This window comes from Enterobacter sp. EC_64 (genome assembly GCF_019584165.1).
GTDB classification, from domain to species: Bacteria; Pseudomonadota; Gammaproteobacteria; order Enterobacterales; family Enterobacteriaceae; genus Enterobacter; species Enterobacter roggenkampii.
Genome location: NZ_VDAS01000013.1, coordinates 1 through 17,423 on the forward strand (window position 1 = coordinate 1; position 17,423 = coordinate 17,423).

The 17,423-nt window shown below is 58.1% G+C and carries 16 protein-coding genes and 2 pseudogenes; 6 read left to right on the plus strand and 12 right to left on the minus strand.

Annotated elements, in window-relative coordinates; all coding sequences use genetic code 11:
• From FHC52_RS12210 to nrdG, 6 genes and pseudogenes are all read left to right on the plus strand, one after another.
• A partial coding sequence (locus FHC52_RS12210; RefSeq protein WP_000641146.1) for an IS1 family transposase occupies positions 1-100 on the plus strand: 100 nt, incomplete at its 5' end.
• Between the two features lie 20 nt (positions 101-120).
• Positions 121-1,440: pseudogene (locus FHC52_RS12215) on the plus strand (PTS fructose transporter subunit IIC); the annotation flags it as partial.
• A 10-nt stretch (positions 1,441-1,450) separates the two neighbouring features.
• Positions 1,451-4,048: a glycoside hydrolase family 38 C-terminal domain-containing protein gene (locus FHC52_RS12220; RefSeq protein ID WP_220420090.1), complete on the plus strand. Its 2,598-nt coding sequence runs from the start codon at positions 1,451-1,453 to the stop codon at positions 4,046-4,048.
• Position 4,049: 1 nt separating this feature from the next.
• Positions 4,050-4,622 (plus strand): fructose PTS transporter subunit IIA, encoded by a 573-nt coding sequence (locus FHC52_RS12225; RefSeq protein ID WP_032655196.1) that lies wholly within the window; start codon positions 4,050-4,052, stop codon positions 4,620-4,622.
• 369 nt (positions 4,623-4,991) lie between these two features.
• Positions 4,992-7,130 carry an anaerobic ribonucleoside-triphosphate reductase gene (nrdD, locus tag FHC52_RS12230; RefSeq protein ID WP_008501397.1) on the plus strand — a complete coding sequence of 713 codons (2,139 nt, stop codon included), beginning with the start codon at positions 4,992-4,994 and terminating at the stop codon, positions 7,128-7,130.
• A gap of 105 nt (positions 7,131-7,235) precedes the next feature.
• Positions 7,236-7,700: an anaerobic ribonucleoside-triphosphate reductase-activating protein gene (nrdG, locus tag FHC52_RS12235; protein WP_023326577.1), complete on the plus strand. Its 465-nt coding sequence runs from the start codon at positions 7,236-7,238 to the stop codon at positions 7,698-7,700.
• A 91-nt stretch (positions 7,701-7,791) separates the two neighbouring features.
• Here nrdG and FHC52_RS12240 read toward each other — a convergent pair whose 3' ends face one another.
• The 12 genes and pseudogenes from FHC52_RS12240 to cybC all read right to left on the minus strand — a co-directional run bounded on the left by FHC52_RS12240 (position 7,792) and on the right by cybC (position 17,387).
• Positions 7,792-8,034 (minus strand): type II toxin-antitoxin system RelB/DinJ family antitoxin, encoded by a 243-nt coding sequence (locus FHC52_RS12240; RefSeq protein ID WP_008501400.1) that lies wholly within the window; start codon positions 8,032-8,034, stop codon positions 7,792-7,794.
• Positions 8,035-8,111: 77 nt separating this feature from the next.
• Positions 8,112-10,022, minus strand: a complete 1,911-nt coding sequence (locus FHC52_RS12245; protein WP_008501401.1) for a transcription antiterminator — start codon at positions 10,020-10,022, stop codon at positions 8,112-8,114.
• Positions 10,023-10,041: 19 nt separating this feature from the next.
• Positions 10,042-11,177: pseudogene (locus tag FHC52_RS12250) on the minus strand (lactonase family protein).
• 25 nt (positions 11,178-11,202) lie between these two features.
• Positions 11,203-11,943, minus strand: a complete 741-nt coding sequence (locus tag FHC52_RS12255) for a 2-dehydro-3-deoxy-phosphogluconate aldolase (RefSeq protein ID WP_063616762.1) — start codon at positions 11,941-11,943, stop codon at positions 11,203-11,205.
• Complete coding sequence (locus FHC52_RS12260) at positions 11,940-13,058, minus strand: DgaE family pyridoxal phosphate-dependent ammonia lyase (protein WP_063616761.1); 1,119 nt, start codon at positions 13,056-13,058, stop codon at positions 11,940-11,942. The genes FHC52_RS12255 and FHC52_RS12260 overlap by 4 nt, the downstream gene beginning before the upstream one ends.
• On the minus strand, positions 13,042-14,175 hold the full coding sequence (locus FHC52_RS12265) for an amidohydrolase/deacetylase family metallohydrolase (RefSeq protein ID WP_023326572.1): 1,134 nt from the start codon (positions 14,173-14,175) through the stop codon (positions 13,042-13,044). Before FHC52_RS12265 ends, FHC52_RS12260 begins: the two co-directional genes overlap by 17 nt.
• A gap of 42 nt (positions 14,176-14,217) precedes the next feature.
• Positions 14,218-14,859, minus strand: coding sequence for a DUF4310 family protein (locus FHC52_RS12270; protein ID WP_008501407.1), 642 nt, complete (start codon positions 14,857-14,859; stop codon positions 14,218-14,220).
• 13 nt (positions 14,860-14,872) lie between these two features.
• Positions 14,873-15,649, minus strand: a complete 777-nt coding sequence (locus tag FHC52_RS12275; protein WP_008501408.1) for a DUF4311 domain-containing protein — start codon at positions 15,647-15,649, stop codon at positions 14,873-14,875.
• A 22-nt stretch (positions 15,650-15,671) separates the two neighbouring features.
• Positions 15,672-15,971 carry a DUF4312 family protein gene (locus FHC52_RS12280; RefSeq protein ID WP_006810338.1) on the minus strand — a complete coding sequence of 100 codons (300 nt, stop codon included), beginning with the start codon at positions 15,969-15,971 and terminating at the stop codon, positions 15,672-15,674.
• 2 nt (positions 15,972-15,973) lie between these two features.
• Positions 15,974-16,336, minus strand: a complete 363-nt coding sequence (locus FHC52_RS12285) for an SFCGS family glycine-rich protein (RefSeq protein ID WP_006810339.1) — start codon at positions 16,334-16,336, stop codon at positions 15,974-15,976.
• A gap of 10 nt (positions 16,337-16,346) precedes the next feature.
• Positions 16,347-16,685, minus strand: coding sequence for a glycine dehydrogenase (locus tag FHC52_RS12290; protein WP_025911967.1), 339 nt, complete (start codon positions 16,683-16,685; stop codon positions 16,347-16,349).
• A gap of 315 nt (positions 16,686-17,000) precedes the next feature.
• Positions 17,001-17,387: a cytochrome b562 gene (gene cybC / locus FHC52_RS12295; RefSeq protein ID WP_008501412.1), complete on the minus strand. Its 387-nt coding sequence runs from the start codon at positions 17,385-17,387 to the stop codon at positions 17,001-17,003.
• Positions 17,388-17,423 lie beyond the last annotated feature (36 nt).

Consider the following 17,423-nt stretch of genomic DNA (forward strand, 5'->3'; position numbering starts at 1 on the left):
TCTGGCAAGGCTGGGCAGGAAGTCACTGTCGTTCTCAAAATCGGTGGAGCTGCATGACAAAGTCATCGGGCATTATCTGAACATAAAACACTATCAGTAAGTTGGAGTCATTACCCTACATGGGCTAAAGAGCACAATATCGAGGTAAAGGTCGAAACGCAGGGCAGCGATGGCGTTAAAAACCGCTTAACGAAACAGGATATCGCCTCCGCCACAGCCATTATACTGGCAACCGACGTTCCCATTCAGGATGCCGAGCGCTTTGAAAAAGTTCCCCACCTTCAGACCCGCACGCAAGAGCTGATTAAGCATACCGATCGCTATCTGCGTCAGGCGCTGGCCATGGAAAAAAACGTCACCGCCACTACCGTCGAAGACGAAGACGATCTTCCGCGTTCGGCTTACCAGACTTTTATCGGCCATATCATGGCGGCCATCAGCTATATGCTGCCAGTGGTGGTCATGGGCGGGCTGATGATGGCAACGGCCAAAATCACCGGCCAGTTTATTAACATCGACCACTCGCCATTCAGCGTGCTGGATAAAGTGGGCTTTATGACCATTAAGTTCATGTATCCTGTTTTCGCCATGTATCTGGCATTTTCCGTTGCGGGTAAACCGGCGCTGATCCCCGGGCTTATCGGCGGCATCATGTCAGACGAGGTCTACAAGCGCTTCTTCGATATCGAAGGCTTTATGCCGTCCGGCTTCTTTGGCGCGATTGGCATCGGCTTCTTTGTAGGCTATCTGGTGCGCTGGCTGAATGATTCCATTCACGTCCGCCAGCAGCTCACCACCATTAAGACCATGCTGATCGTCCCGCTGATCACCGGCATTACGCTGGTGATGGTCATGGAATACCTGATCAACCCGATTTTTGGCTCGCTTAACCAGCTGATGGTGGTCTTTTTTACCTCGGCAGGTGACACCGGGCGCGGATTCTATTCCGCGATGATCGCCGCGGGCACCGCGTTCGACCTGGGCGGTCCGGTCAACAAGGCGGCAGGCTCGGTCGCGCTCGGCCTGAATGGCATGAGCGAAACGTTTGATCTCACCGCCCGCGAACTCTCCATCGTGATCCCCTCTATTGGCGTCGGCTTTGCGGCGTTTCTCAACGGCCGCTTTGGACTACCGGATGTCTTCAGCCGGGAAGAGAAAACCGTCGGGAGTACCTCGTTGCTGCTGGGCGTGATTGGGATCTCCGAAGGCGCGATCCCGTTCATCCTGAAAAACCCACGTCTGATCCCGGTGTTCATGACCGGTGCCGTTGCCGGCGCGCTAATCGCCATTGCACTTGGCGTGAAGCAGACGCTGCCTCTGCCTGCCATCTGGGGCTGGCCGCTGGCAACCAATGTGGTGGGCTACCTGGCGAGCGTCTTTATTGGCGCACTGATTTGCGCCCTGGGCGTGCTCTATGTCAGCCCAAAGAACGCCAGGTAAGGGGAACGTCATGAATCAGATCCACGTCATTGCCCATACGCACTGGGATCAGGAGTGGTATTTCACCCGTCAGGACAGCATGGTGCTGGCATCCTATAACTTTGCGGATGTCATCGACACGCTGGAGCGGGACCCCGCTTACAGCTGTTATCACCTTGACGGACAGATGGCGGTAGTGGAGGACTTTCTCGCCATCAATCCCGATTATCGAGCCAGGCTGGAAACCCTCGTCAAAGAGAAAAGAATCTTTGTGGGGCCATGGTATACCCAGACGGACACCTACAACGTGCATGGCGAATCCATTATTCGCAATCTCAAGTACGGCATTTTCGCCGCCCGCGCGCTGGGGCATGCTATGCAGGTCGGGTACCTTCCGGACACCTTTGGCCACAATGCTCAGATGCCCACCATTTTGCAGGGCTGCAATATCGACAATATCGTCTTCTGGCGCGGTATCGATCACGACAGACAAGCGAAAAGCAGCCAGTTCCTCTGGCGCGCGCCGTCTGGGGCGACCGTTATCGCCTGCGCGATGGCATTCGGTTATGGCGCGGCTAAAAACATGCGTTCAGACGCGAGCCATCTGCAGGGAAAAATCTTCCCGATGGTCAATCTCCTGCGTTCACGGGCCGGTATAAACGACCTGCTCCTGCCCTGCGGCGGCGATCAGGTCTGCATCGACCCGGCGCTGCCGAAAATTCTGCAGGTCGCCAGCGCAGACTCTCCCGATGGGGATCGATACGTTATCAGTTCGCTGGAGCGCTACGTCGACATTCTGCGCGCGCAGCGTGAACAGTTTGAAGGCTGGGAAGGGGAGCTGAAATCGCCGCGCTACACCCGCATCCATAAAACGATCGGCTCCGTGCGCTACGACATAAAAAAAAAAAATGATGAGGTGGAGCAGTTCATCCTGCGGCAGCTGGAGCCGACAATCGCTATGGCTCGCCATCAGGGGATTGCGGTCAACCTCTCTGTGGTCGATACGCTCTGGAAGAAGCTGTTGCGAAGCCATGCCCACGACTCTATCGGCGGCTGTAATAGCGATACCACCAACCGCGACATACTGCATCGGCTGGAGCAAACCGAACAGCTGTGCCACAGCCTGTGGAACCTGGTGGTAAAAACCCTGGCCGCCGCCTGCGCTCAGGAAAATGACCTGCTGATTTTCAACCCGCTGGGCACCCCAACGCAGCGCGTAGTGATAACCACCCTGTATAGCCGTGCTGATAATATCGCCCTGACATATCAGGGGCAGCCCATCCCTTTCGACGTCCTGAAAAGAGACATTCTGCCCGGCGGAACGGCGATCTCCCTTAGCGCTGAAGGCGAATGTGAAACGCCCCTTCCTCCCTATTATCGCTGGCACGTTGCTGTGAAGACACCGGTTCTGCCGCCGGTCGGCTATCTCAGCGTTAGCGTTAACGATGACCCGGCGCCTTTCCAGCAGCAGGAACAGACAAAGGGCAGCGAGATAGAGAATGCGCATTATCGATTAACGCTGGACGCCGGAACGCTCACCCTGCACGACAAACGCAGCGGCAGATGCATTCCCTCTTTCTTTACTCTCGAAGACTGCGCGGATGCGGGCGACAGCTACGATTTCTCACCGCTTGCGGGCGACACGCCGACGCGGTGCGACCAGTTCACGCTCGTCGACTGCCTGAAAACGCCGCTTGTCGAAAAGCTGATCGTGGAAGCCACCCTATTTCTTCCGCCGGATCTCGCAGACCGTCAGGAAAATGCCCGAACGCCGTTATCCCTTCGTCTGGCGTGTGAATTACGCGATCACGATCCGAACCTGTATGTGGACAGCTCGCTGGAAAACAGCCACTGCGATCACCGGCTACGTTTGCTGATTAACAGCGATATTCACACCCGCCACGCAATCGCCTCGCAGCCCTTCGCGATCATCGAGCGCGAAACGGGGTGTCACGCTGAAGAGTGGCAGGAACACTATCGCGAAATGCCCGTGGATATCGAAACCAGCGAGGGAATCATTGCAGTTGCGGAAGCGGGCAAAGCGCTGGTGGTGAATAGCCGCGGCATGAAGGAGTTTCAGATAATCGGCGACGCACCGGCTACGGTTGCCCTGACGCTGTTTAAATCAACGGGCGTGCTGGGACGCAGCGATCTCGACTGGCGACCGGGCCGGGCATCCGGCATCAATAATACGGTGGTCGAGACCCCCGATGCCCAGTTGCTGAAACCGTTGCGCTTCTCTTTCACCGTCGCGCTGGCCGATAGCGCCGATCACCTCACGCTTCGCCAGCTGGAAAATCAGACAGCGGGACAGCCCTTCACCTATCAACGGCAAACGCTGCACACGCTCGATCACCGTCTTGAGCGCTTTTCGTTGCGTCTGCCCGACCGCAGGCTTCCGGCAGAATTCTCATTATTGTACCTGCCGGAGCCGCTCATCCTCTCTGCCTTGCCCCATGCGCAGCAGTCGCAGGGTACGGTCGTTCGCGTGTTTAACGCCGGCACGGAGCCCGTTCCCGTCCCGGCAAGCCTGGAGGGGTTTCGTCAGATCAACTATCTGGAAGAGCCGGTGCAGCCGGTAATGGCTATTCCCCCTTTCGCGACCTGCGATTTTTTAATGGAGGCTTAATATGAACCTGCTTGCATTGACGCATCCCGATCTGGTTTTTATCAACCCGCCGCACCGTTCGCCTGAAGCGCTAATACGCTGGCTCGCCGAACCGCTCGCCAGGCAAAAAATCATCAGTGATGAAGAAACGTTCATCCAGAGCGTGTTACAACGCGAAAGTGAAGGTCCTACCGCGCTGGGTGAAGCGCTCGCCGTCCCGCACGGTAAAACCGAGGCGGTGCAGCAGGCGGCGTTTTGTCTGGCCCTCTTCGATGACCCGATACGCTGGCCGGGGCTGGACGGTGATGAAGAGGTGAGAATGGTTTTCCTGCTCGCCATTCCGCCCGCGGAAGCAGGGAGTACCCATATGCAGCTGCTGACGACGCTGACCTGTTTATTGACGGAAGATCGGGTGCGTGAGCGACTGCTGGCGGCGCGCACCCGGGAAGAGGCGATGTCCGCGCTGAGTGCTGAAGAACCACAAAAACAGGACGATGCTCCTGAACGCTCCTTTCTCATCCCGGTGGTGCTGGGCAGTATCGCAACCGCAGCCTTTTTGCAGGCGGGACTGAGCTGGGTCTGCGGGGGGAGTTAAATGAACAGCGCTTAGCACACACCGTGCTGAGCGCTTGTTTTTGTTGAATAATTAATCAGATTTTTCTCGCCTGCCTTTACAATCGCTGAAGCGCCCGTCGTTTGTACTCTCGTCTTTTTACTTTGTTCTGCATCAAATAAATCGCAAACATGTTTGATGCAAATCACTATATGTAGCACTTAAAATGCACGCCGACCCAACATCTTGTATTTATCGTCTACTATTCCAACAACAAGACGGCGCTTACGCTGGCCGGAATTGTGGATAACACGAGCTGGGAACGCGGGAAGTCTTTGGCCTGGCGGGAAATGCGTCCGGTGAATACTTCTCCACCTCTGTGGATAACCTGTTTTTAATAATGGAGTGATCATGACACCGCATGTGATGAAACGTGATGGCTGTAAAGTGCCGTTTAAATCAGAGCGCATCCAGGAAGCCATTCTGCGTGCAGCTAAAGCAGCGGGAGTCGATGACGCAGATTACTGCGCCACCGTCGCAGAAGTCGTTAGCAGCCAGATGAATGAACGCAGCCAGGTTGATATCAACGAGATCCAGACCGCGGTTGAGAACCAGCTCATGGCAGGACCTTACAAGCAGCTGGCGCGCGCCTACATTGAGTACCGCCACGATCGAGACGTCCAGCGCGAGAAGCGCGGCCGACTGAACCAGGAGATCCGTGGCCTGGTGGAGCAGACCAACTCTGCGCTGCTCAATGAAAACGCCAATAAAGACAGTAAAGTGATCCCCACCCAGCGCGACCTGCTGGCCGGTATCGTCGCCAAACACTATGCCCGTCAGCATCTGCTGCCGCGCGACGTGGTCTCGGCGCACGAGCGCGGCGAGATCCACTACCACGATCTCGACTATTCGCCGTTCTTCCCGATGTTCAACTGCATGCTGATCGATCTGAAAGGCATGCTGACCCACGGCTTTAAAATGGGTAACGCGGAGATTGAACCGCCTAAGTCGATCTCCACGGCTACCGCGGTCACGGCGCAGATCATCGCTCAGGTCGCCAGCCATATTTACGGCGGCACCACCATTAACCGCATTGACGAAGTGCTGGCCCCGTTCGTGACGGCGAGCTTCAACAAGCACCGTAAAACCGCCGAAGAGTGGCAGATTCCGGACGCGGACGGCTATGCGCATTCCCGTACCGAGAAAGAGTGCTACGACGCCTTCCAGTCGCTGGAATATGAGGTGAACACGCTGCACACCGCCAACGGCCAGACGCCGTTTGTAACCTTCGGCTTTGGGCTGGGCACCAGCTGGGAATCACGCCTGATCCAGCAGTCGATCCTGCGCAACCGTATTTCCGGCCTCGGCAAAAACCGTAAAACCGCCGTGTTCCCGAAACTGGTGTTCGCGATTCGCGACGGCCTGAACCACAAGTTTGGCGACCCGAACTACGACATCAAACAGCTGGCGCTGGAGTGCGCGAGCAAGCGCATGTACCCTGACATCCTGAACTACGATCAGGTCGTCAAAGTCACCGGTTCGTTTAAAACGCCAATGGGCTGCCGCAGCTTCCTCGGCGTGTACGAGGATGAAAACGGCGAGCAGATCCACGACGGGCGTAACAACCTGGGCGTGATCAGCCTCAACCTGCCGCGCATCGCGCTGGAGGCAAAAGGTAATGAAGCTGAATTCTGGAAACTGCTGGATGAGCGCCTGCAGCTGGCGCGTAAGGCGCTGATGACCCGCATTGCGCGCCTCGAAGGGGTCAAAGCCCGCGTGGCGCCGATCCTCTATATGGAAGGGGCCTGCGGCGTGCGCCTGAAGGCGGACGATGACGTATCCGAGATCTTCAAAAACGGCCGCGCGTCGATTTCGCTGGGCTACATCGGCATTCACGAGACCATCAACGCCCTGTTTGGCGACACGCACATGTACGACAGCGAAGCTCTGCGTGAAAAAGGCATCGCCATCGTTCAGCGCCTGCGCGACGCGGTAGACCAGTGGAAAGAGGAAACCGGCTACGGGTTTAGCCTGTACAGCACCCCGAGCGAGAACCTGTGCGACCGCTTCTGCCGTCTGGACACCGCCGAATTCGGGATTGTGGAAGGCGTGACCGATAAAGGGTACTACACCAACAGCTTCCACCTCGACGTCGAGAAGAAGGTGAACCCGTACGACAAGATCGACTTCGAAGCGGCCTATCCGCCGATCGCCAGCGGCGGCTTCATCTGCTACGGCGAGTACCCGAACATTCAGCACAACCTGAAGGCGCTGGAGGACGTGTGGGACTATAGCTACCAGCACGTGCCGTATTACGGGACCAACACGCCAATTGATGAGTGTTACGAGTGCGGCTTCACCGGTGAGTTTGAATGTACCAGCAAAGGCTTCACCTGCCCGAAATGCGGCAACCACGATGCGGCTCGCGTCTCCGTGACCCGTCGCGTATGCGGCTATCTCGGCAGCCCGGACGCCCGTCCGTTTAACGCTGGCAAACAGGAAGAAGTGAAGCGCCGCGTGAAGCATCTGGGAAATGGGCAGATCGGTTAATCCGCTGCCACATTAATGCCCGGTGGCGCTGCGCTTACCGGGCCTACGGACCGCTCTCTTTTGTAGGCCGGGTAAGCGCAGCGCCACCCGGCGTGGTTATTCGCAATGAACTATCACCAGTACTACCCTGTCGACATCGTCAACGGCCCCGGCACCCGCTGCACCCTGTTTGTTTCAGGCTGCGTCCACGAATGCCCCGGCTGCTACAACAAAAGCACCTGGCGACTCAATTCCGGCATGCCGTTCACCGCGGAGATGGAAGATAAAATCATCAACGACCTGAACGACACGCGCATCAAACGCCAGGGGATCTCGCTCTCCGGCGGCGATCCCCTGCACCCGCAAAACGTGCCGGATATGTTGAAGCTGGTGAAGCGCATTCGCGCAGAGTGTCCGGGAAAAGATATCTGGGTCTGGACGGGCTACAAGCTGGAAGAACTGAATGCGCAGCAAATGGAAGTCGTGGATCTGATTAACGTGCTGGTCGACGGCAAGTTCGTGCAGGATTTAAAAGACCCGGCACTCATCTGGCGCGGCAGCAGCAACCAGGTTGTGCATCATTTGCGGTGAGCGTTAGAGCCGTTTGTTTGCGTCATGATAAACGGCTGATTTTTCTCTTTTTCTGTATCACTCATTATAACGCCCTCAGGCAAACTCAAACTCATAAGTCATCCAGACTAACCTTTATCCCCTTTTGCGGATTAGCCAGTCGCTCCCGGACTGTCTGTATCAGCGCATCTTCGCTGTCGCTGATGGTGACCGTTTTCACCGGCATGCGCCCCGTTTCAGCAACGTACTGAAACAGCAATCGCACTGCTTCCGTTGGGGTAATATTGAGTTTTTCCAGCACGGCATAAGCCTCGTTTTTGAGTTTGTCATCCAGACGGACGTTTAGCGTGGCCATTATGCCTCCAGAAAAATCGAATATGTAATGCAGTTTAGCATTACATTCGCATTACATCGAATTCTGGATAATGCCTCTCAAAAACGACTCAAACTCTCCATCGCCACCGCCTTAAACCCGGCGAAATCCTCGCAGCTACAGAGCCGTGACATCGCCCGCTCGCGCAGGAAAGTGACGAAGATATCGTAAATCGCCATCGCCTCTTCGTACTCGCTTTTGCTGATGGCGAGCAGGAAGATAACGTGCGCGGTTTCGTCGCCCCACTGCACGCCGTGCGGGGCGAGCACGGTGTAGACCACCGTTTTCTGCGCCAGCAGGCCGAGGGAATGCGGCAGCGCGATGCCGTCGCCGAGCATGGTGCTGACAATAGCTTCACGTTCAACAACCGAATCCAGAAACTCCGCACCGACAAAGCCCTCTGCTTCAAGCTGTTCACACAGCTCGCGGAAGAGCGTCTGCTGATCGATCGGCTTGTCGATAATGCGGAAATGGGCCGCGTCGAAGTATTTATCCAGCATCCACGGACGGGTGCGGTCCACCAGCACCAGTTTGCCAATCTGCTCTAACTGGTAGTCGGTCGGGAACGGGGCGATCATCACCACCGGTTTCGACTTTTCGCTGACGCGGGCGGTCGCGATCACAAAGTCTTCGCTAATGGTTTCCGCCAGCTCGTACTCGCGCAGGGTGAGCGTGCGCGTCACCTCAATCTGCGGGTATTTACGCTGCAGTACCGCCTCAATCATGCGCACCATGGCATTACCGGCGTCGCATACCAGCAGCACGCGCGGCTGACGCTGGTAGCCGATGTTGTAGTGGCGCTCAAGCCCGACGCCAATATGCAGCACCAGAAAGCCAATCTCGTTTTCGCTGATCACATACGGCGTGTATTTGCCCCAGCTCGACACCGCGGCCAGCGTCATGTCCCACGCCATCGGGTAGTGCTGCTTGATGTTATCCAGCAGCGGATTGGGGATCATGATTTGATACCGCACGCGGGTGATCATGGTTTTGATGTGCGTGAGCAGGTCCGCGTGCAGCTGCGCGTCGCTGAGCAGGTTGTAGTTATAGTGAGTGTTGATATAGCGCAGGATGTAGTTGACCAGCGCCTCGTCGTCGTCAGCGTTAATGGCGCTGGGCGCGATCTCCTGAATCTGCCGCGCCGCAATGTGCACGCACAGCCAGCTCTCCTCCGACGGCGAAAGCGCCTTGCCCGCCAGCTGCTGGATGGTCACCGCGATATCCTTCGCCGCCTCGCGCACGTTCTCTTCCACGTCTTCGGCATGGAATTCCGGCAGCGGGTAACCTTCGCTGATGCGACGTACCGACACCGCGCAGTACAGGCGCAGGAACAGCTCGCCTTCATCGGTCAGGCGAATGTGGTGACGGGTCAAGGCGTCGTGCAGCACCGGCACCATCTGCTCCGCCACGCCCGCATTCAGCGCCACGTCGGTTACCAGCGGGTTCAGGCTGTCCTGCTGCGCCAGCTCCCAGAGCAGATCGGTCAGGCAGGCGCGGGTCGACATCTCGCTGCCAAACAGCTTCATGCCGTGGCGCGGACGGGTTTCCAGCGTCAGGTTGTAGCGATGAAACCACTCGCGCACCTCCGCCATATCGCTTTGCAGCGTGGCGCGGCTGACGAACCATTCGTCCGCCAGATCCTCCAGCTTAAGCGAAAACGCCGAGGTCAGAAAACGCACCACCAGATAATGCACGCGCTCCGGCCCGGTCCGCGGGATACGCAGCGCGCGCGGGTGGGATGCCTGAAGCTGCTGATAGCGCTCGGCATCCTCAATTTTGAGCTGGTAGCCGTTGCCCCGGCTCAGGATGAACTGCGCGCCGTGGCTGGCCAGCAGCGCGTTCAGGGCGGTGATGTCCGCACGGACGGTTCGCGTGGAGACCGACAGCCGCTGCGCCAGCTCGTCCTGCGGCAGCGTCTCGTTTTGCAACAGGTCGAAAAGTTGCGCCAAACGTTGGTTCGGAAATCGCACGTCGTTGTCCTCTTACGGCTTAAGGTGAAATGACCATCTGGGATGGGCTGCCGACCGGGGTATAGTCTGGCTCAAAGCTCAATTTCCCGTCCTGCGCCACGCGGAAGCGGGTAATGTTGTCGCTGCGCTGGTTCATGACGTACAGCCAGCGCCCCTGTTTATCGAGCGTCAGGGGCGCGGGTAGTCACCGCGCGTCCACACATCGTCCTGATGCGTCAGCGTGCCCTCCGCCGTTACGGTAAAGTGCCCGATGCTGTTATGCAAACGGTTAGCCACATACAGCTGCTTACCGTCGGCGCTTAATGCGAGCCCGGCAGCAAAGCTGGTGCCTTTGTAACCTTCCGGCAGGGCAGAAACCGTTTTACCCTCTTTCAGGGTGCCGTTGGTATTCACGGTATACCGGGTGAGCGTAGACGCCTCTTCGTTAATCAGCCACAGGGCATCGCCCTTCGGCGTAAAGACAAAGTGGCGCGGCCCGGCGCCTTTCGAGGAGGCGCTGATAAACGGCGGATCGTTCGGCGTCAGCTTTCCTGTCCGATCGTCAAAGCGGTACTGATAGATGCGATCCAGCCCCAGATCGGTGGAAAACACGTATTTCCCGCTCGGATCGGCGGCGATCATATGCGCATGGGGGCCGTTATGATCGCTGATCGCGAAACTGCCCTCGACGGCAGCTTCCGGCTTCGCCGCGCCCGGTTCGCCTTGATCCTGATGTGTGTCCGTGGCGTCACCCAGGCTGCCGTCTGCGTTAACGGGTAAAACGGCAATGGAGCCGCTGACGTAGTTCGCCACCAGCAGATGCTGGCCGTTCGGCGTCAGGGAGAGATACACAGGCCCGGCACCGCCGGAGGCCACCTGACTGAGCTCGCTCAGCTCACCGTTATCGCCGACGCGCAGCGCCTGCACCACGCCCTGCTCCACTTCGCTTGCCAGATACAGCGTTTTGCCGTCCTGTGAAAGGGTCAACTGCGCCGCATTCGGCAGTTTGCTTACCCGTGTTTTATCGTTCAGCGCGCCGGTTTGCGGGTTAACAGTAAAACGGTACAGCCCTTCACCGTTTGGATTATAGGTACCCACCCAGGCGTATTGCGTCTGGGCGACAGCGGCGGTGGCGAACATTGAGAGTGAAGCGACAAGCAAGGTACGGGTGTGCATGGTGGCTCCTGTATAGGTGTGAGTTCTACTTCACCAGCTTCTTCGTCATCGCCAGCAGGGTACGCACATCTTCCGGACGCGTATCACCGCTGGCTTTGTCGATAATCGAGCTGTAGATATGCGGGATGATTTTGCTCACGCCCGCGTCGAGGGCGATCTGCAGGATCTCCTCATAGTTTTCCAGATCGATACCTCCGGTCGGCTCCAGCCAGAAGTCGTGACGGGCGCAGGCTTCCGCTACCGCTTTGTACTCGTCACGGCACTTCAGGCCGCCCATCGGGAAGTATTTGATAGAGCTGCCGCCGAAATCTTTCAGCAGAGCAATCGCCGTTTCCACCGGCACAATGCCGTCCGGTGCCGCGCTGCTCAGCGGGCCGGTGGAGATTTTCACCATCCCGACGGTGCCGGTCGGAGAGACCAGACCGTTGACCACGGAGTCGTTCTGTCCCAGCAGCGCGCGGCTGGTGGCCACGCCGGTAAAGACCTGGTTAACGTGCTGCGGCTGCACCTGGCGGGAGATCTCGCTCACCATCGCCGACTGGTTCGGATCGCCCGCGCCCAGGCCAACGGAGAGCGCGTTATCAATCAGCTTCGCGTATTCGCGCATATCCGCTACCGCGCTGGCTACGTCCGGGTAATTTTTGGAGAGCACGCCCACCAGCACATGACCTTCCGCCGCCTCGTAGATGGCGCTGGCGTTGGTTTTCGACCCTGCCAGCACGTTCAGACAGACGCGGTCACGGTAAAAGTTGGGGGTCAGTTTCATGCGTTTTTCTCCTGTCCTAACACTTCGCTAATGCGGCGGTACACGATGTTCAGCTGATCAGCATTCACGCTGCGTACATCCGCTTCGATAATCCCTTCGTTGGCCTTGTAGCCACGGAAGTAAATGGCGTATTCACCCTGCTTCAGCTTCGCCACCAGGTCACCCGTGCCGACGCCGGTGGTGGCTTCGTCAAATTTAATCTCGGTGCGGGCGATGTCGCGTCCGGCGCTGTCCCAGACCACGCGCGCGGTCACACCGTTCAGGGTGTTGAGCGCCTCGATAAACGGCGTCATTTTCGCCACCATCTCGGCACCGCTCTCTTTGGTGGCCGTCAGATAGTGTTCGATGGCGCAGGTCAGGCCAAGAATGCCCTCTTTACCCACCTTCATGGCGCGGCCAATCCCCGCCGTCTGGCGCTTCACCCACTCAACGTACTGGGTCTTGCCGATCACCAGCCCGCTGGTGGGGCCTTCGATCGCCTTCGCACCGCTGTAGATCACCAGGTCCGCGCCGGCGCGGTAGTACGCGTGCAGATCTTCTTCCGCCGCGGCATCGACGATGAGCGGCAAGCCGTGTTTACGTGCGACAACCGCCGCCTGCTCGACGCTGAGCATGCTTTTCTGCACGCAGTGGTGAGATTTGATGTACATGATCGCCGCCGTGCGCGGGGTAATCGCCGCCGCCAGCTGATCGGCGGAACATTCGTTGGCGTAGCCCGCTTCCACCAGCCTGCCGCCGCCCAGCGCCACCATGGTGCCCACCGGCGCGCCAAAGTTCACGTTGTGGCCTTTCGGCAGGACGATCTCGTTGTTCTCAATCGGGGTGACGTGCAGGTTTTCCAGCAGCCAGTCGCTGTCTTTCACCAGCACCGCGGCCACGGACTGGGCAATGCCCGCCGACGCGCAGGAGACCACCGTCGCCCCTTCCACGCCCAGCAGCTTCGCGATGTATTCCCCGGTTTTATTGACCAGATCCTTCATCTCGAAATAGTGATTCATGCCGTCCATCGCCGCCTGAACCACTTCCGGGCGCGGCGTGGAGACACCCAGCGCCGTCATGCGGCCGGAGGTGTTGATAACCTGCTTTAAGTTGTACTTCTCATAAATCGAAGGCATGTTCCGTGCTCCCTTGTTCGGTCATGTAGCCCTTGCCCGCGCGGATCGCGGCAAGCGGCACCAGTATGTGTTCAGCCTGCAGGCTGTCGTTTTCGGCATCCGTCAGCACCGTCGGCTGACGTTTAAGGGTGAACAGCGTCAGGTCGGCATCGAGACCCGGCTGAATGCGGCCTTTGCGCGTCAGGCGCAGGCCGTCGGCGGCGTTCGCCGTGACGCAGTCAATCACCTGCGGCAATGACATGCCGATGGCGAGGAATTTCGACATCACGCTTGCCAGCGAGCCGACCGGGCCGTTGATGCGGTTGCGGCAGTAGATATCCGAGCTGATGGTGTGCGGCAGAATGCCCATCGCGATGGCGCGTTTCGCCACCTCAAAGCTGAAGCTCGCCGTGCCGTGGCCGACATCCAGACGCACGCCGCGCTTCAGCGCAGACGTAATGGAGGCGCGCAGTTCGCCGGAGGGCGTCAGAATGCGGTTAGGCTTGCCGTTGTAGCAGTGGGTGATGATGTCGCCGGAGCTCAGCAGCTCGGCAATTTCGTCGAGGTTCGGCGGGTTGTTGCCAATGTGCACCATCAGCGGCAGGTCGCCGTTCTCTTTCTGAATGGCTTTGGCGCGCGCCAGCGGCGTGATGCCGTTGTCACCGACCACGCTGCTGCTCATGCGCGCCTTCAGGCCGACGATAAAATCAGGGTGGCGCGTCACCGCCTGCTTCACCGCGTCGGCGTCAATATTGGCCATGTTGGCCAGCTCGTTCTGGGCAATCAGCCCCACGCGGGAGATGTTCAGCAGGGCAAAGACCTCGGTGGAGGCCTTGCGGGTAATCGCGTAGAAATCGTCCACGTCGTCGGCCCCGGTGCTGCCCGCGTCCACCACGGTGGTCACGCCGGTGGCAACGCCCACGCTGTCCGGCTCGTCGTGGTAAATCGGGGAGTTCGGGTAGCAGTGTACGTGGGAGTCAATCCAGCCTGCGCTGACGAACACGTCACCGTTAAGCTCCACCGTCTTGCGGGCGGGAGCGTCTATGTCGCCCGTCGCGGCGATCTTCCCGTCCTGAATGGCGATATCGGTCAGGGTATCGTCGGCGAGGCGCGCACGGCGCAGGAGTAAATCAAACATGAGGATCTCCTGAAAAGGCAGGCGCCGGAGCGCCCGCGGGTATTAAAGGGCAACCGGGAACAGCCAGCCCAGAATCATTGCGCCGAGGATAGCGCCACCGGTAATGGGCTTCTGCCAGATGTAGAACAGCAGCGCACCCAGCAGAGAACCCACGCCAATCGGAATGGAGGCGGTCATGGCGCTGAGGATAATCAACGGTCCGAGGAAACGACCGGAAGCGTTGCCCGCCCCCATCATCACGTCTGCGCCGTAGGTGGAGTTGCTCTGGTTGATGGTGAACTTACGCGCCAGGATGATGACGTAGCCAATCGCCAGGCCAATCACCAGGCCGGTGATCAGCGCGGCAATGAAGTTGGTCACCGGGAACATGATCCCCGCGCCCAGCAGCAGCGCCGGCACACCAAGACCCACGCCGGTCTGGATCGCCCCGCCGATGTCGAGAATACCGACCAGCGACCCTTCGATAATACGGGCGAACAGGAAGCTCGCGCCGAACGCCGCCACCGCGCCGTAAACGCCGGTGTCAATTCCCGCTTTCAGCATCGCCACGAAGGCCACTTCGTTAAACGCGCCGATGCCGTAGAGGTAGTACATGTGCGTCCCGGCAAACACGCCGGAGGAGAGCAGGCCAACGAAGATCGGGAACGACCAGTCGGCATACCAAAAACCTTTATTCTGTTCCATGTCGAGGCTCCTGTTATTTACCGCTGAGCGAGTTGTGGATCATGTCGAGCCAGTTCGGCACGGTCAGATGGAAGGATTCGATCATCTTCATGTCGAAACCGCGGAAGAAGCCGCTCAGCACGAACAGCAGAACGATCGCCGCCATCATCACTTTGGTGACGTGGTTCCAGCCGCTCTCTTCCACGCCTTTACCGATCAGGATCCCCAGCACCAGGCCCGGTACGGCGTTGCCCATAATCAGCTGCGCCGCGCCGCCAAAGATGGTGGCCCAGAAGCCCGATTTTTTACCCGCGTCGATGGCCGCCAGCCAGAAGATCACCGGCATCACGGTGTTGACCAGCAGGTTCGCGGCGGGCACCAGCACCTTCACGGCGGTGACCTGAAGCGCAGCGGGCACGGAGGAGGCGGTCAGGTTAAGGAAGGTCACGACGATCATGCCGATCACGCCGCAGGCAATCGCCATTTTGCGCGGATCGTGCAGCGTTTCGCCGACGTTACGGTTTTTGATCATCAGTGCGGCAGCACCCCAGTTTGGGATGATGCGGTGGTCAACGTCCTGTGTGAAAGCCCCTGCGGCCACGGAAGAGGCCCAGGCGTTAAAGAAGAAGCCTAACCCAAAGGAGAAGTGGGACGCCGGATCCCCTTCGCAGGAGTTCAGTTCCCCCAACGTACGAAACGCGCCCATACCCTGAGTGGTAGGCGCATGAAACATGCGTGCAGCCCCGGCCCCGACACCGACGCCTACCAGGCCGCCGATGATGAGCGATTTTATTAATATAATTAAGAACATCAGTCTGCCCTTTTATGAATAATCAGCGTTGCGTGACGAAATCCACCTGGTCGAGATTGATGGCTGTCACGTTGACGGTCACATCCAGCTCCACGCTGTAGGTGCGTCTTTCCCGGCGCAGAAAGAAGAACAGAAACGCTTCTTTTCGCACCGCTTCTTGCGCCTGAACAACCTGCACATCCTGTGGCTCAATACGCAGTAAGATATGCGGTGAGGCTTTCATCACCGCGGCCTGAACGTGGTTGAGCGCGTCGGCAAAGGCGCGCGCTTTGGCGTCGCCCTTCCCCTTCACTCTCACCGTGGTTGTGAACTGTTCTTTCATGCTTATGCGCCGTATTTTTTCTGCCACGCCTGTACCAGACGCTCGCCCAGCTCTTCTTTATCCATAAAGCCAAAGCCCAGCACGTTACAGCCTTCGTTGATGGCGGTGACGCCTTCATCCACGGAACGCATGCCGTATTTGGCCTTGTAGCCATATTTGGTCTGGGCGGTGATGGCACCCGCGCCGCCGCTGCCGCAGAAGGAGATGCCGAAGGTGGCGTTTTCTGCTTTCATCACGTCACCGAGCTTCATGTCTGCCGCCATGCCCGGTACGACAACCGCGCGTCCACCTGCTTTTTCCACACCGGCCGCCACTTTCTGACCTTTACCCAGGCGATCGCCAATCACGACTGTAATCTGTTCCATGTGTTGCTCCTTAAAGGTTGTCTTTCGCGACTTCAAAGTGAACGGAGAGCAGCCAGGCTTCTTCATCAGGAAGGTTGCCAAACTGCGCTACCACTTCACGGGCAAGCCGCATTGAATCCGGTGAAATTTCGTCAAACAGCTCTGCTTCAACCTCCGGCAGCGGCTCGCCGGTCACGGACCGGTGCGCCATGGCGCGCACGTGGGAAGTAAGCATCTGCTCCTGTACCGCATTGGGGATGATGTTGTTCCGGGCCAGCAGGGCATAAACCTGCTGCAGCATGGTGTTCGCGAGCTGTTCTGTTTGCTCTGCCTGTTCCCCAACGTCGTTCATTACCGCTCCGTTAATCACTGGTCTTACCCCGTTAATGGCTCTGGAATAAAACTAACGTTGGGGGGGAATTGTTTGTAGCGAGTTGTTTTCCACTTCGAAGTGGAAAGGGGAGCCGCAGCAGTGATCTGTGCCACATAAATACGGTAAATCTGGATTAATCACGGCATTTGCGTGATGAATATCACGTATTCCAGCGGCAAAACGCGCGCCGGGGAAGCGAAAACGTTCAGGCGTGGTGACGCAAAAATGTGATGGCGATAGGGTTTACTTATTACCGCGCAAAAAAACGGGGGCCACTGGCCCCCGCTGATTATTTGTCAAATGCGCGATCGGTTAACGGTATTTCTTGTGATACGTATTACGGGTCGTCACAAACTGCTCGGCCGCAGCCTGGGCTTCCTTCACTTTGCCTTCGTTAGCGAGCTTCAGCGCGCCGTCGATCTGGCCGACCAGCACGTCAAAGCCGTGGCGGTAGTCTTTCATCTCTGCACTGTCTGCCGCTTTGCTTTCCAGTTTAGGAGGCGTCGCTTTTTGTGCGTCCAGCGCCGCTTCACGCATTTTGGTCAGCGCGTCTTTCATTTCCGCCGCATTGTCGGTTTTCTGCACCACCTTCAGGTTTTGCCCGAGGATGCCCATGTCGTCTTCAAGATCGGCAGCAAACGCAGAAGAACCAAGAACCAGCGTTGAAGCCGCGACGATCGCTAACAGATGTTTACGCATTGCTCACTTCCTTTTTTATTATTAACAAAACGCTAT

Excerpts from the sequence above, each read along its gene's own strand:
- FHC52_RS12280 (WP_006810338.1), bottom strand. The coding sequence starts at position 15,971 with ATGAAAGAACAGTTCACAACCACGGTGAGAGTGAAGGGGAAGGGCGAC.
- FHC52_RS12285 (WP_006810339.1), bottom strand. The coding sequence starts at position 16,336 with ATGGAACAGATTACAGTCGTGATTGGCGATCGCCTGGGTAAAGGTCAG.
- FHC52_RS12240 (WP_008501400.1), bottom strand. The coding sequence starts at position 8,034 with ATGGCCACGCTAAACGTCCGTCTGGATGACAAACTCAAAAACGAGGCT.
- FHC52_RS12265 (WP_023326572.1), bottom strand. The coding sequence starts at position 14,175 with ATGTTTGATTTACTCCTGCGCCGTGCGCGCCTCGCCGACGATACCCTG.
- FHC52_RS12255 (WP_063616762.1), bottom strand. The coding sequence starts at position 11,943 with ATGAAACTGACCCCCAACTTTTACCGTGACCGCGTCTGTCTGAACGTG.
- nrdD (WP_008501397.1), top strand. The coding sequence starts at position 4,992 with ATGACACCGCATGTGATGAAACGTGATGGCTGTAAAGTGCCGTTTAAA.
- nrdG (WP_023326577.1), top strand. The coding sequence starts at position 7,236 with ATGAACTATCACCAGTACTACCCTGTCGACATCGTCAACGGCCCCGGC.
- FHC52_RS12270 (WP_008501407.1), bottom strand. The coding sequence starts at position 14,859 with ATGGAACAGAATAAAGGTTTTTGGTATGCCGACTGGTCGTTCCCGATC.
- FHC52_RS12260 (WP_063616761.1), bottom strand. The coding sequence starts at position 13,058 with ATGCCTTCGATTTATGAGAAGTACAACTTAAAGCAGGTTATCAACACC.
- FHC52_RS12225 (WP_032655196.1), top strand. The coding sequence starts at position 4,050 with ATGAACCTGCTTGCATTGACGCATCCCGATCTGGTTTTTATCAACCCG.
- FHC52_RS12275 (WP_008501408.1), bottom strand. The coding sequence starts at position 15,649 with ATGTTCTTAATTATATTAATAAAATCGCTCATCATCGGCGGCCTGGTA.
- cybC (WP_008501412.1), bottom strand. The coding sequence starts at position 17,387 with ATGCGTAAACATCTGTTAGCGATCGTCGCGGCTTCAACGCTGGTTCTT.
- FHC52_RS12220 (WP_220420090.1), top strand. The coding sequence starts at position 1,451 with ATGAATCAGATCCACGTCATTGCCCATACGCACTGGGATCAGGAGTGG.